Origin of the sequence: Streptosporangium becharense, assembly GCF_014204985.1 — a bacterium.
Taxonomy (GTDB): Bacteria; Actinomycetota; Actinomycetes; order Streptosporangiales; family Streptosporangiaceae; genus Streptosporangium; species Streptosporangium becharense.
Map to the genome: position 1 here is coordinate 4373475 of NZ_JACHMP010000001.1, position 14365 is coordinate 4387839.

A 14365-nucleotide genomic window follows, 5' to 3' on the forward strand; every position below is an offset into this window, starting at 1 on the left:
GGCCATGCTCATGACGGAGTGATCCCGGCTTCGAGGTTACCCCGTGACTCCCGCCCGAGCGCGTCCGTCCGGCCCTCCGCGTGGCCCGGCGAGCCCTCAGACGGTGTCGGTGACGTCGGTGATGCCGGTGATGCGGTGCAGGGCGAAGCGGTGCACCGCCGCCCGGGTCTCGTCGTAGGCGGTCAGGTAGCCGCCTTCCATCCGGGCGGGTTCGAGGATCCTGCTGGTGGCGTTGCCCTGCGAGTCGAGGTAGCCGATCCACACCTGCGACCCCTGCCGGATGGCCTCCCGCAGCGCGACGATCGTCTCGGTCGCCGGGGAGCGCGGCACCTGCCCGCTGGGGGCGGCCACGGGCGGGCGGCGGGTCCGGTGCGCGGCGTCGCCCGCGCGGACGGCGCGGATCGCGGCCGCCGCCACGTCGGTCTCCGGGCCGCCTGGCGCGGCCGGGACACGGAGCTGCGGCGGCCCCTCGGTCCGCCGGACGTCGAGCCGGGCCAGGACCAGATCGCCGTCCGGCGACTCCGCCATCGGGGCGTGGCCCATCGCGCGCAGCGCGTCGACCAGGGCCTGCCGGGAGGTCTGGGAGGCGATCACCGTCGGGGCGAGCCGCCGCAACCGCAACGGGACCGCCCGTCTGTCGGCCAGCACCTCGTCCAGCATCGAGGGGTCGTCGCACCGTACGTACGCGCTCGCCGAGCCGACGCGTATCCGGCCGTGGCGGCGGGCCACGTCGGTGACCAGGTAGCTGAGCGGTTGCGGGACGGGTGTCGTCGAGTGGCGCTCCAGCACGGCCAGCATCTCGTCGGCCCCCTGCCCGGCGTCCAGGGCCCGCCGGATCGACCGCTCACCGAAGCGGTAGACCGTCGCGCCGCCGGTCGACTCCACGTCGGCGGCCAGCGCCAGCCACCGCCTCAGCTCGCTCGTCAGCGGCCCCGGGGCGACGGCGGTCAGGTCGGCCTGGAGCAGGACGTGGTCGAGCGGCTCGGGCAGCAGCGGGGCGAGAATCTCCGCGGCCGTGCCGCCGCCCCTGCCGGTGAGCAGAGCGCGGCCGTGGGCGGAGAGCGCGCCGAGGCCGGTGACCCCGATCTGCTCGGCCTCCCGCAGGGTGAACTCCACCAGTTGGTCGCGGTGGCCGCCCCGGCGGCGCGGCTGTTCCCAGGCCAGGCGGTCGAGCACCGAGGTGAGGGCCGGGGCGAATCCGGGATCCGCGGCGAGCACGCCGAGCGTGGCGCCGCGCACCTCCGGGGCGGCCGGGCGCCGCAGGTCGGCGTGGAGGGCGTTGAGCAGCCGGTCACGGTCGTCGCGCTCGCCGATGACGCCCGGCACCCGATCCATCGTGAGCCAGGTGGAGGCCAGGATCACCCAGCGGTCCTCGGTGGCCTTGACCCGCCAGCCGTCGTAGACGGGCGTGGGCAGCCAGTCGCCGTCGACCGCGCCGCTCGCCGCCAGCAGCCCCGTCGCGTGCGCCACTTCGACGATCAGCCCCGCCACCCACTCGGGCAGGTCGAGCAGCGCCGAGACCCGCTTCAGGTCGCGCACGGCCAGGCCGCCGCTGCGCAGCACACCCGGAGGGTCGACGCTCCAGCGCTCGCACAGCTCCTCCACGGCGCGCACGAACGCGAACGCCTGCCCGGCGGCCGTGCGATCGGCGAGCCCCTGGTCGCGGGCGGTGCCCTCCATCGCCGGAGGGACCGCGGAGAGGTCGCGGTGGATCCGCCCGCCACGCAGGAACAGGCCGACCTCGCGGGGCAGCACCACGGTCTCCTCGCCGGTGGCGGCGAGCAGGGCACGGGCGAGCAACTGCTCGATCGGCGACTGCGCGGTGGCGGCCCGCACCTCGCGGCGCGCGTTGGGCACCCGCCCGCTGGCCGGCCCCCAGGCCAGCTCGTTGAGCGCCGCCCGTGCCTGCGGCGAGACCTCCTCGACCAGCCGTCCGGCGACTTCCGGGTCGCCGAGCAACCGTGCGAGAGTCTCCTTGCCGTTGCCGTTGCCGTTGCCGTTGCCGTTGCTGTCGTCGGCGTCGCCGCCGCCCACGTCGTGGACGAGCTCGGCCAGCCGCTCCGGAGGGTGGTGCCGGAACGCCTCCACGGCGGGTGGGCCGAGCCCCGCCGGGCAGTCGAGGACCTCACGCACACCCGGCGCCGGCACCAGAGCGCCGTCGGGCCCGTAGACCAGCGCGAGGGTGCGCAGCCGCTCGACCGTCTCCTTCAGCCGGGCCCGGAACGCCGCGTCCGCCGCCCCGGGCAGCGCGCGGGCCAGCTGGGTGCGGAGCGACCGGTGGGGAACCGGGCCCGGGAGCACGGCCAGCGTCTCCAGGACCGCGAGCGTGAACCGATCGAGCCGATCGAGCACCCGGCCGATCGCCGACGGGCTGCTCGCCCGCCCGGCCAGCCCCTCGACATGCGCCGGGACCGGGGTGATGAGCTCGGGTCGTGCGGTGACGAGGGCTCGCAGCTGGTCGTCGCTCCGGCCGCGCAGCCACTCGGTGAACTCCGTGCTCATTTCGTCAATGGTAGGAGGCTTGACCGACATCGTGTGGCGAGGGGGAATCCCGCGATCATGTGATCGGCCGTGAATGCGGGAATGGGTCACAGGCAAGGCGATGCCGAGAGAGGATGGCAAGCGTGACCGAGCGTGCCGACCAGCTCGTCCTGGACTACGTCAACAAGGCGGCCGACGCCGCCCACGGTGTGCTGCACCCGAGGCAGCGCATCGACTTCGTGGCCAGGCTGCGTGAACGCATCGACACCGAACGCGCCGGGTTGGACGACCCGGCCGCGGTGGCGGAGCTGCTGACGAGGTTGGGTGACCCGGCCGCGCTGGTGCGGCGTGAGCTGCGGGGTCTCACCGGTGTGACGGTCCCCCGGCCGGGTGGTCCCCTCGCGGCCCCGGTTCCCGACGGCGCCGGCCCCCCGCCACCCCACGACCCCTCCGCGGACGACCCGGGCACGTCGGCGCCGCACCGGTCCATGCGAGGCCACCCCTACGCCTCCCCGGGTGACCGGGAAACGGAGGCGCAGGTGCCCGCTCCCAGGCCGGAAGCGGCACCGAGCGGCCCCGTCGATTCCGGGAAGGGGAGCACGGGGACGGACGGGGCCGGAAGTGCCGGGACGGATGGATCTGAGATCGGGTCCGGGGGTGCCGGGGCAGCCGGGGCGGAGCGGGCGGACGGTCCTGGAAGTGCCGGAGCGGACGGGCCTGGAAGTGCCGAGGCAGGCGGGCCCGAGATCGCGGTTGGAAGCGCCGGGACGGACGGGCCCGACGGCGGATCCGGGGGTGCCGGGGCAGCCGGGCCTGACGGTGGGGCCGAGGGTGCCGAGGCGGACGGGCCCGAGGTCGTGGCCGGGGCGTCTCCGGAGAAGCGGGGGAGCGGCGCGTCCCAGCGAGCGATGCCGCCCGGCGTGGCTCAGGGAATGCGGGAGGCGGAGGCGTTACTGGCCAGGAAGCGGGCCAGACGGCAGGCGCGGGGGCGGGCCGACCGGCCGGGCCTCCGGACGCCGAGGCCCCGGCCGGACGTCGTCCCCGGCGAGAGCGACGCCCGGTCGGTCCTGCGCGGCCATCCGCGTGAGACGGTGGCGATGGCCCTGCTCGCCCTGGCCGGACTGCTCATCCCCTTCCCCTTCGCGCCGATCGCGATCTTCCAGATCCCGGTGCTGGTCTGGGCGGTCGCGGCGCTCGTGGTGACGTTCTGCGAGACCTGGCATACCTCCGACAAGGTGTTCGCGGTGGCCACCCCTATCGTCGGCTACACCCTCGGCGGTGCCGTGGTCGCCGTCATCCGCTCCCGCGACGACTTCAGCCGGGTCATCGACGAGTTCTTCGCGATCAGCGGGCTGATGTTCGCGCTGGGGGCGGCATGGGGCGTCTTCTGGCTGGCGTACCGCCTGCTCAACCCGCCCGCTCGGACGGACCGGCGTCTGCGTTGATCCCGCCTCTCTGCCGCTCAGGGGATCGTCTGGGCGACCGGCCTGGGGAGCAGGCCGAGTGCGAGGCTCACCCAGGCGGCGACGAAGCGATCGCGCTCCGCGCCGGCGGGGGCCTCGCCCACGGTCTCCTCGGACAGCCGGTAGTGCACCACCGCCCCGCCGAGCACGGCGCTGATCGCCGGCCAGTCGGCGTCGGCCCCGGCGTATTCCGGCTGAGCCCGGAACCACAGGGCGATCGCGTCGAACATGGGCTGCAGCAGCCCTTCCCGGACGATCGCCACCAGTTCGGGGAACTGGCTCAGGTCGCGGAAGAAGACACGGGTCAGCTCGTTCTCCTCGCGGACCTTGGCCAGCCCGGCCCTGCAGAGGCGGACCAGCCGCTCCTCGATGCCGGTCGAGGTGTCGACGGTGGTGTTCTCCGCCAGGGTCTCGGCGATCTGCGACCGGGTCCTGGCGGCATGCTCGTTGATCGCCGCAGCCAGGACCTCGTATTTGGACTTGAAGTGCCGGTAGAGTCCGCCGGCTCCCGGCGACAGCCCGGAGGCGGCCTCGATCTCGGCCACCGAGGTTGCCGAGTAGCCCCGTTCGGCGAACAGGCGCAGGGCCTCGTCGATGATCCGGTCACGCGTCGATCTGGTCATTTCTCTACCGATACCTCCACCATGACCCTATCCAGTGCCGAACCCGCCAGGTCACGGCGTGCCGGGTCGCCCGCAGGCCGCCCGGTCGCCCGCGGGCCGTCGGCCGCCCACGGGCGGGGAGACGGTCTGGAAGCCATGCCGAGGCGGCCGGTCGCCCTCGCGGCGGGTGGACCCTTCCGCGGAGGGCGACACAGTGGGTGATCTGACGGACAACGATGGCGATTACCGATGTTCATGCGGATTTGGCATTCTTTGAGGGCCTCTCGGAGAATTGTCTCCGCGTAGCGGACAAGGAGCGGTGAGTAATCCGATGGATTCGGTGGGGTTCGACCTCGATCTGACGCTTGCGGACACGCGCGCGGGCATCGCAGCCGTCTACGACGAACTGTCAGTGCGTCTCGGCGTGCACATCGACAGCGCCGCCGTGGTGGCCCGGCTGGGCCCGCCGCTGGAGTGGGAGCTGGCCAACTGGCTGCCCGCCGCGGAGATCCCCGCGGCGGCCGACACCTACCGTGCGCTCTACCCCTCGATCGCCGTGCCGCTCACCACCCTCATGCCCGGTGCCCGTGAGGCCGTCGAGGCCGTGCGCCGGGCCGGCGGCAGGGTCACCGTGGTGACCGGGAAGAACACCAACGACGCGGTGACCACGGTCGAGTTCCTCGGCCTGGAGGTCGACGAGGTCGCCGGATCGGTCTTCGGGGCGGAGAAGGGCCCGGCCCTCGCGGCCTTCGGCGCCGCCGCGTACGTCGGAGATCACGTCGCGGACATCGAGGCGGCGCGGGCGGGGGGCGTCGTCAGCGTGGCGGTGGCGACGGGTGGTTATCCGGCGGGAGATCTCCGCGATTACGGGGCGGACGTGATCCTGGGCGATCTCACGGAGTTCGCCGAATGGTTCGACGGCTGGCGTACTCCCGCCGCGGTTGTGTAACTCGCTTAATTAGGGCCCCAATACACGGTCGCTCTCGGCGCTCGCTGGGCATAACCTACATCCATTCCTTTTCACGACAGTCTGAACGAGGTCACCCCTGTGCCGAGTGGCAAGGTCAAGTGGTACGACGCCGACAAGGGATTCGGCTTCCTCACCCGCGACGACGGCGGTGAGGTCTTCGTGCATTCTTCCGCGCTGCCCTCCGGCGTGGATTCCCTCAAACCGGGCCAGAAGGTCGAATTCGGCGTGGCCGAAGGGCGCCGCGGCCAGCAGGCGCTCTCGGTTCGTGTGATCGACCAGCCTCCGGTGCTCGCCAGGTCCGCCAAAACCAAGGGCAAGCGCAAGAAGCCCGACGAGATGGTCGTCATCGTGGAGGATCTGATCAAGCTTCTGGACGTGGTCTCCACGTCGTACCAGAAGGGCAAGCACCCCGAACCCGCGCATGCCAAGAAGGTCGCGGCCGTGCTCCGGGCCGTGGCCGACGACCTGGACGACTGACCCTTCCCGACATCGCCGAGCCCGCCGCGGCCTCCGCCGAAGGCCGCGGCGGGCTCGTGTGGGTTCGCGGCGGGCTCCTTGTCACCGGTTCCGTGACGGGCTCCTTGTCACCGGTTCCGCGACGGCTCCCAGCGGAGTTCCGGCCCCGTGGGTCAGCCGCCGTGGGGGCCGGTCAGCGGCCGGGTCCGCTTCTCCGTCGGCGCGTTCTCGTGCCGGATCACCGCGGTGGTCGTCCCCGCAGGACGCGACCTGCTCCGCCTGTTCTTCGGCGGAGCCCACTCCTCGCGGGCGGACCGCTCCACGACCGTGCGCTCGTGCTGGAGCCCGTCCACCGGCGCGAGAGGGCTCGACTCGGGGACGTGGGCGGCCCTGGCGGCCTCCACCCGGGCGTCCCGCTCCCGAAGCCGCGCGCGCCGCCGCAACGTCAGCCAGACCAGTGAGCCCGCGAGCCCCGCGGTCATCACCGCCAGGCCGGCCTGACCGTCGGTGAACAGCGACATCAACAGCCCGACCAGGCCACCGGCCACCCACGCGATCTGCAGGAACGCCTCCACGACGCCGAACGTCGAGGAGCGCACCTCCTCGCCGATCTCCCGTTGCACGATCGCGTCCAGGGCGAGCTTCCCGAGCCCCTGGGCGAACGCGGCCACCAGCGCGACCGCCACCGCGGTCCACAGCCGGAAGACGATCGCCGCCACCACCGTCGTCGCGGTCGCCAGCGCGAGCGTCGCCAGCACGATGACCTGCGGGGAGTGGCTGCGCACCCAGGCGGCCACGGCCGCCCCGGCCAGCCCGCCCGCGCCGGCCGCCACGGCCAGCACGCCGATGGTGACGGCCTCCGGCAGGCCGGGAAGCTTCTTGTCCTGGACGAGGAAGAGCAGGTAGAAGAGCAGGAAACCGGAGTAGACGCGGATCGCCACGTTGGCCTTCATCGCCTCGGCGACCACCGGGCCGACGTTCAGCAACGTACGCCAGCGATGTGTCCGTTCCCCGCCGTCCTCGTCGTCCGTCTCCAGGTCGGGGGAGTCCACGTGGCGGGGGAGCCGTATGGCCAGCACCCCTTGGAGGAGGAAGAGCACCGTCGTGCCGCGCAGCACCCACTCGGCCCCCAGCCAGGCGCTGACCCCGGCGCCGACGGGCACCGCCACCCCTGCCGCGACCAGCGCGAACAGGGCGACCCTCGCGTTGGCGGTGACCAGTGCGATGTCGGCGGGCAGCACGTTCGGCATGATCGCCGCGCGGGAGACGTTGTACGCCTTCGACAGCACCAGGACGGCCAGCGCGGCGGGGAAGATGGTGAACGCGTCACCGGAGACGACCGCCGCCGCCATGGCGAAGCAGAGCAGCCCGCGGCCGAACAGGGTGCCCGCCATCACGAAGCGCCGCCCTGAGCGGAACCGGTCGAGGACCGGCCCCACGAACGGCGCGACCACCACGAAGGGGACCATCGTGATCAGCAGGTAGAGGGCGACCTGACCGCGGGCCTCGTTCACCGGGAGCTTGAAGAGCGTCCCGGCCAGGGCGACGGTGACCAGCGCGTCGCCCGCGCTGTGCGCGGCGGTCAGCTCGATCAGCTGGCCCAGCCCGGTACGGCCCGCCCCCTGGGCGTGCGTCAGCCGGCGGGCGGCCTTGCCGACCCGCCGGGTGCCGTCCACCACGTCATGCCCCGCGCGCGCGGTCGCCCGTCCGGTGCCGCGTCCCGCTCGTGCGAGGAAGCGGCCCGCGGAGGCGACCGAGCGGCTGACCTGACGGGAGGCGTCGCCCACCGTCTTCCGCGCCCGTTCCCACCCAGCTGCCACGTATCCAGTCATACCCGAATGGCGGATGAGTTGTTCTCCGCGGCGGGGCCGCCCCCAGGCCGGGGGGCGGCGGGTCGCTCCCGGGCGGAGCCGCCCCCGCGCCGGGACGCGCGGGGCCGTCGCCCGCCGGAGCGCGACCGGCCGTCCCCAGGCCGGGACGCACGGGACCGTTCCGCGACCGCCCGCGCGACGATCGGTGGGACGATCGGCAGGCGGCGGTGCCGTCCGCTCCGGGCATGGGTGAAAATGAACTGTGAGTGAGCGCAGCGAGCGAGCCAGGAAAGACAGCAGCCGTCGTGCTGCGAGGCTGACGGGAGACCACTCGTGAGCCGAACTCGATCACGCGCCGCGGTCCCCGATCCGGCGTGCGCCGCCGCCGTCGACCTCGCCCGCGCCGCGGTGGAGGAGAACGTCAGGCCCGAGCACGTGGGTGAGCACCTCGCGGCCGAGGCCGAGGGCGACCGCGTCGTCACCCATTACTTCGCCTGCCTCGACCGCGCCTACCGCGGCTGGCGCTGGGCCGTCACCGTCGCCCGCGCCGCGCGGGCGCGCAACGTGACGGTCAGCGAGGTCGTGCTCCTGCCCGGCGCGGGCGCGCTGCTGCCGCCGGAGTGGGTGCCGTGGAGCGAGCGCCTGCGTCCCGGAGACCTCGGCGTGGGCGACCTGCTGCCCACCCCGGACGACGACGACCGGCTCGCCCCGGGCTTCACCGAGACCGACGACGAGACCGACCGGCAGATGATCTTCGAGTACGGTCTCGGCCGGGCCCGGGTGCTCTCCCGGATCGGCCGCGACCGCGCCGTGCGGCGCTGGCACGCCGGCGAGTCGGGCCCGCACACCCCGCTCGCGCACGCCGCCCCCGCCCAGTGCTCCACCTGCGGTTTCTACTGGCCGCTCGCGGGTGCGCTGCGCATCGGCTTCGGTGTCTGCGCCAACGAGTACGCCCCCGACGACGGGCGGGTCGTCGCGGCCGACCACGGTTGCGGCGCGCACTCCGAGGCCGCCGTGCTGCCGCACCAGGTCGAGCCGACGTCGCCGATCCTCGACGACCTCGTCTACGACACCGCCGAGGCCGAGCCCGACCTGACCGGTTCCGTCGACGACGCCACCCCCGAGCCTCTCGGGCACTCCTGAATCCGGAGGTTGTCCGGCCCGCCGCTCCCGCGGGCCGGCCAGCCCGTAAAGCGCCCCGGTGCCGCCATCCGCGGTGTCCGGGTCGCCCTCCGGCCATGACGCTCCGTTCCGCGGTCGTGACGCCCGTCTTCCGGTCGTGACGCCCGCCCCGCGGCCGGGACGCCCGCCTCCGGGCGGTGACGACCGCCACGCGAGACGACCTGTGGGACCCCGACCTTTGGACTCATCGCCTTGACTGACATCTTCGCCACCGAACGACTGCGTTCCGCCGTGCTGGCCGCCTGGAAGGCGTCGCCCGCGCGTTTCCGCGAGGACGCCAACGCCGAGGAGGACTTCGCGCTCGGCGGCTACCGTGACCGCCTGATCGTCGAGCTCGCCCAGAACGCGGCCGACGCCGCCCTGCGCGCGGGGGTGCCCGGACGGCTCCGGCTGTCGCTGCGCGAGGGGGTGCTGTCGGCCGCCAACACCGGCGCGCCGCTCGACGCGGCCGGCGTCGAGGGGGTGTCCACGCTGCGTGTCTCCGCCAAACGTGACGACGTCGGCGCGGCCGGCCGTTTCGGCGTCGGTTTCGCGGCCGTGGTCTCGGTCTGCGACGAGCCGGTGATCGGCTCCCTCGGCTCCGGCGTGGTGCGCTGGTCCCGTGACCAGACGGTCGCCCTGGTCGCCGCCGAGCCCGAGCTGGCCAAGGAACTCGCCGAACGCGGCGGGCACGTCCCGCTGCTGCGTCTGCCGTTCCCCGCGGGTGCGGTCGAGATCCCGGCCGGGTTCGACACCCTCGTCCGGCTTCCGCTGCGTGACGCGGCGGCGGTCGAGGCCGTGCGGACGATGCTGCGCGAGACCAGCCCCGCGCTGCTGCTCGGCCTGCCCGCGCTGGAGTCGATCGAGATCGACGTCGACGGTGAGACCAGGACCGTCACCGCCGAGGGCTGGAAGGTGGTCTCGGCCTCCGGCCGGTTCGCCCCCGAGCAGGTGGCCGAGCTGTTCGCCGACCGGCCCACCGAGGAGCGTGCCCGGCCGTACTGGCTGGTCCGCTGGGCCGTGCCCGTCACGTCCGGCCCCGGCGGAGACCGGCGGGGGGAGGCTGCGGGAGACGCCCCCGAAGGGGGGGAGCCCAGGCCGCTGCCGTCGCTGGTGCCGCCCGTGGTCCACGCCCCCACGCCGAGCGACGAGCCGCTCGACCTGCCCGCGCTGCTCATCGCCACGTTCCCGATGGCCACCGACCGGCGGCACGTGGCGCCGGGCCCGCTGGCCGACTTCGTGGTCGAGCGCGCCGCCGACCTTTACCTGGAGCTCCTCTCCGGGCTGCCCCGCACGCCCGCGCTGCTCGACCTCGTCCCCGGTCTGATGGGCAAGGGTGAGCTCGACGCGGCGATCCGGCGGGCGATCCTGCGCAGGCTTCCCGATGCCCCGCTGCTCCCGGCGCTCTCCCCGCCCGCCGCCGTGCCGTCCCCGCGGGGTGACGCCGGGGCCTCCCCGGTGCTCGCCGACCCGGCGGACATCGCCGCCTCAGCGGGCCCGGACCCGGCCGCCGCGCCGCTCACCGGTGGGGAGGGCTTCCTGGTCGCCGGTCGCAGGGCCTCGGTCGTCGCGGCCCCGGGTGAACTGCTGGAGCGGATCGCCCCCATGGTCCCCGGCCTGCTGCCCGCGGGCTGGCCGTCCCGGCACCCGGCGCTCAACGCGCTCGGGGTCCGGCGGGTGCCGCTCGCCGACGTCGTGGACATGCTCTCCGGCGACGCCGTCGAGGACCGCGACCCGGCCTGGTGGCGCTCGCTGTACGAGGTGCTGCCCGGCGACGACCCGGAGGCGCTCGGCGCGCTGCCGGTGCCGCTGGCCGACGGCCGCCTCGTGCGCGGGCCGCGCGGCACGCTGCTGCTGACCGATGGCTCCGCGCTCGATCCGGCGGTGCTCGGCCCGCTGGGGCTGCGCGTGGTGCATCCGGAGGCGGCGCATCCGCTGCTGCTGCGGCTGGGGGCGGGCGAGGCCACGCCCCGTACGGTCTTGGAAGACCCGCTGACCCGCTCGGCCGTCGCCCAGTCGCTGGACAACCCCGACGCGGAGGCGATCGCCCAGGCGGTGCTCGCCCTGGTCGACGCGGCGGGGCTGACCGCGGGTGAGGCCCCGTGGCTGTCGGAGCTGGCGCTGCGCGGCGCCGACGGCGAGCTGTACCCGGCGGGTGAGCTGCTCCTGGCCGACGGGGCGCTCGCCGGGCTGCTCGACCCCGAGACGCACTTCGGCACGGCCACGCCGGAGCTGGTGGAGCGCCACGGTCCGCGGGTGCTCGCCGCGGTCGGCGTGCTCGACGGGTTCGCCGTGGTCAACGACACCGATGTCATGATCGACCCGGACGACTGCGACCACGACCTCGATCGCGAGGAGGAGTGGCTGGAGGCCGTCCTCGACCTGCTGCCCGACGCGGGAGTGCCGCCGGTCGCCCCGGAGTTCTCCGCCGTGCGCGACCTGGAGTACGTCGCCGACTGGCCCGCGGCCCTCGCCCTGCTGTCGCGTCCGCCGCTCCGCTCGGTCCTGCATCCGCTGCGGGTCCTGGTGGCCGGGGAGGTCGTGGAGGTTCCCTCCTACACCGCGTGGTGGCTGTCCACCCACCCGGTGCTCGGCGGCAGGCGTCCCACCCAGTTGCGTCTCCCGACCGCCGACCCGCTGCTGTTCGGCCTGTACGGCGACGCCCCGGCCGACGTCGACGAGGCCGCGCTGGCGATGATCGGCGTCCGGACCACGCTGGCGGACCTGCTGGCCTCGCACGGCGGGCCCGACGAGCTGCTGGACCTGCTCGGCGACCCGGCGGTCGAGGTCGACCGGGCCCAGCTCCGTGCTCTGTGGGTGGCCCTCGCGGGGGTCGACCCCGCCCGTGTCGCGCCTCCACGCGCGGTTCGCGCGGTCCTCGGTGACGAGATCGTCGTGGTCGACGCCGCCGACGGCAGCCCGCTGCCCGCCCCCGGCTCCGCGTCCGGCTCCGACGCCGGTTCACGGGGCGGGGCGGGCGAACCGGTCGTCGTCGAGGCACCCGACCTGCTCCCGCTGGTCGCGGACCGGCCGCTGGTCCTGGCCCCGTTCGACCTGGCGGAGGCGCTGTCGGAGCTGCTCGACCTGCCACTGGCGGGGGAGGAGGCGGCCGGGGAGGTCACGTCCTCGGGCGAGGTGCGCCAGGTGCCGCCCGCCGTGCGGTCGCTGCTGCCCACCGCGCCCGCGACCTACGTGGCGCACGAGAACCTGCTCGTGGACGGAGTGCCCGCGGCCTGGCGGTTCTTCGAAGGCACGGTGCACGCCGCCGACACCGAGGGGCTGGCGCGCGGGCTGGCGTGGGCGGCGGGCCAGTGGGGGGACCGGCTCGCCGTCGCGGCCCTGCTGCGCGACCCGGCGGCGGTGCCGCTGCTGCTGGCCGAGGCCGACCTCGACAGCTGGACCGCCTCGACCTGACCCCTGCCTCCTGTCGTCTCCCCCGTCTCCGGTCTCCGGGGCGGGGGAGCGGCGGTCAGAGGATCGCGGTGCTGGGCTCGACCGGTTCCTCGGTGGGCGGCGGGCGGCGGCGGTCGCGGCGGTGGATGTAGAACAGGCCGAACAGGCCGCCGCAGATGCCCGACACGCACGTCCAGATCCACCAGTGCCGCTCGGCGCCCGGCCCCACGATCAGGAGCACGACCAGGGCGACCGCCCACAGGGCCGTGCCCACGAGGACGGTGAGCGTGTCGTTGGTCTTCAACGGCTGGAGATCCGGGAGGCGAGGCTGGTCCACGCGATCCAGCCTAGGCGACGACCTGCCGCCGCCGGTCGGTGAGGACGCGAATCGATCTCGAAAGCGTCACCATCCCGGCCCGGGACTTCCAGGAGGCCGGGTACGCTGCCACCCTGCGTGCGTGAGTGACGATAGAACTCCCCAAATAAGCACACTTGACCGTTTCTTCCACATCACCGAGCGCGGTTCCTCCGTCGGCCGGGAGGTACGCGGCGGCGTCGCCACCTTCTTCACGATGGCCTACATCGTCGTGCTCAACCCACTGATCATCGCCACCGCCCCGGATGCGGAGGGGCAGTTCATCGGGGACGGATCCGGGGCGAACATACCGCTGGTCGCCGCCGGTACCGCCCTCGTCGCGGGCCTGCTGAGCATCCTGATGGGCGTCGTCGGCAAGGTCCCCTTCGCGATGGCCGCGGGACTCGGCCTGAACGCCTTCGTCACCTACAACATCGCCCCCAAGATGTCGTGGGAGTCGGCGATGGGGCTCGTCTTCCTGGAAGGGGTGGTCATCGCACTCCTGGTGCTGACCGGGTTCCGCACCGCCGTGTTCAACGCCATCCCGTCCGAGCTGAAGACCGCGATCAGTGTCGGCATCGGCCTGTTCATCGCGCTGATCGGCTTCGTGGACGCCGGGTTCGTCCGCCGGGTGGCGGCCGGCCCGCCCCTGGAGCTCGGCATCCGGGGTGCGCTGACGAGCTGGCCGATCTTCGTCTTCGTGGCCGGCCTGTTGCTGATCACGGTGCTGGTCGCACGCAGGGTGAAAGGTGCGATCCTGATCGGCATCGTCGCCACCACCGTCCTGGCGATCGTCGTCGAGGCCGTCGGGAAGATCGGCGCGGCGACGGTGCCGGGCCGGCCCGCGAACCCGGCGGGCTGGCAGCTCGTCGTCCCCGGCATCCCCGACCGGATCTTCGGTTTCACCAACCCGCTCGTGCTCTTCCGGGAGTTCGACCCGTTCGGCGCCTTCGGCTCCATCTCGGCCCTGCTGGCCCTGCTGCTCGTCTTCTCCCTGCTGATCACCGACTTCTTCGACACCATGGGCACGATCGTGGGCGTCGGCGGCCAGGCCGGGCTGATCCGGGAGGACGGCACGCTGCCCCGGACCCGCCAGATCCTGCTCGTCGACTCGATCGGCGCGGCGGCCGGCGGCGCCGCCTCCGTCTCCTCCAACACGACCTACATCGAGTCGGCCGCGGGCGTCGGCGAAGGCGCGCGCACCGGCCTCGCCAGCGTCGTCACCGGCGTGCTGTTCCTGCTCGCCGTCTTCGTCTCACCGCTCGTCGCCGTCGTCCCGTACGAGGCCGCCGCCCCCGCGCTCGTCGTCGTCGGCTTCCTGATGATGACCAGCGTTCGGGAGATCGACTTCACCGACTACGAGGTCGCCATCCCGGCGTTCCTGACGATCGTGCTCATGCCGTTCAGCTACTCGATCGCCACCGGGATCGGCGCCGGATTCGTCACCTTCGTGCTGATCAAGCTGGTGAAGGGCAAGGCCCGCGCGGTCCACCCGCTGATGTGGACCGTCGCGGTGCTGTTCGTGCTCTACTTCGCCCTCGGCCCGATCAGGGCCCTGCTCGGCGTCGGCTGAGAAGCGGTCCGAGGCCGTCGCGGTGCCCGTGGGCGGTCACCGCGACGGCCTTTCCCGCAGCGGCCCTCCCGCGCACGGGCCCGTATCGCCCCGGGAACAA

The 14365-nt window shown here is 73.8% G+C and carries 10 protein-coding genes; 6 read left to right on the forward strand and 4 right to left on the reverse strand.

The features are described 5' to 3' along the window. Window positions 1–96: 96 nt before the first annotated feature. Window positions 97–2502 (reverse strand): helicase-associated domain-containing protein, encoded by a 2406-nt coding sequence (locus F4562_RS19375; RefSeq protein ID WP_184547307.1) that lies wholly within the window; start codon window positions 2500–2502, stop codon window positions 97–99. A gap of 122 nt (window positions 2503–2624) precedes the next feature. On the opposite strand from F4562_RS19375, the gene F4562_RS19380 reads away from it, so the two are divergent. Continuing rightward, entirely contained in the window at window positions 2625–3926 is a 1302-nt protein-coding gene (locus tag F4562_RS19380; protein ID WP_184547305.1) for a hypothetical protein, read from the forward strand. Between the two features lie 17 nt (window positions 3927–3943). Here the strand turns inward: F4562_RS19380 and F4562_RS19385 are convergent, their stop codons facing one another. After that, on the reverse strand, window positions 3944–4567 hold the full coding sequence (locus F4562_RS19385) for a TetR/AcrR family transcriptional regulator (protein WP_184547303.1): 624 nt from the start codon (window positions 4565–4567) through the stop codon (window positions 3944–3946). A 310-nt stretch (window positions 4568–4877) separates the two neighbouring features. Here F4562_RS19385 and F4562_RS19390 point away from each other — a divergent pair, with 310 nt between their 5' ends. Beyond that, window positions 4878–5495 (forward strand): HAD family hydrolase, encoded by a 618-nt coding sequence (locus tag F4562_RS19390; protein WP_184547302.1) that lies wholly within the window; start codon window positions 4878–4880, stop codon window positions 5493–5495. A 99-nt stretch (window positions 5496–5594) separates the two neighbouring features. Continuing rightward, window positions 5595–5993: a cold-shock protein gene (locus F4562_RS19395; RefSeq protein WP_184547300.1), complete on the forward strand. Its 399-nt coding sequence runs from the start codon at window positions 5595–5597 to the stop codon at window positions 5991–5993. Between the two features lie 152 nt (window positions 5994–6145). Here F4562_RS19395 and F4562_RS19400 read toward each other — a convergent pair whose 3' ends face one another. Next, window positions 6146–7792 (reverse strand): MFS transporter, encoded by a 1647-nt coding sequence (locus F4562_RS19400; RefSeq protein WP_311734261.1) that lies wholly within the window; start codon window positions 7790–7792, stop codon window positions 6146–6148. Window positions 7793–8116: 324 nt separating this feature from the next. Between F4562_RS19400 and F4562_RS19405 the strand changes: the two genes are divergently transcribed. Next, window positions 8117–8926: a DUF3027 domain-containing protein gene (locus F4562_RS19405; protein ID WP_184547296.1), complete on the forward strand. Its 810-nt coding sequence runs from the start codon at window positions 8117–8119 to the stop codon at window positions 8924–8926. A gap of 231 nt (window positions 8927–9157) precedes the next feature. Beyond that, the gene (locus F4562_RS19410) at window positions 9158–12358 is read left to right on the forward strand and encodes a sacsin N-terminal ATP-binding-like domain-containing protein (RefSeq protein ID WP_184547294.1); all 3201 of its coding nucleotides are present in this window, start codon (window positions 9158–9160) and stop codon (window positions 12356–12358) included. 55 nt (window positions 12359–12413) lie between these two features. Here F4562_RS19410 and F4562_RS19415 read toward each other — a convergent pair whose 3' ends face one another. Continuing rightward, window positions 12414–12674, reverse strand: coding sequence for a DUF2530 domain-containing protein (locus tag F4562_RS19415; RefSeq protein ID WP_184547292.1), 261 nt, complete (start codon window positions 12672–12674; stop codon window positions 12414–12416). Window positions 12675–12795: 121 nt separating this feature from the next. Here F4562_RS19415 and F4562_RS19420 point away from each other — a divergent pair, with 121 nt between their 5' ends. Continuing rightward, a complete protein-coding gene (locus F4562_RS19420; RefSeq protein ID WP_184547290.1) occupies window positions 12796–14265 on the forward strand; it encodes an NCS2 family permease in 1470 nt (489 codons plus the stop codon). Window positions 14266–14365 lie beyond the last annotated feature (100 nt).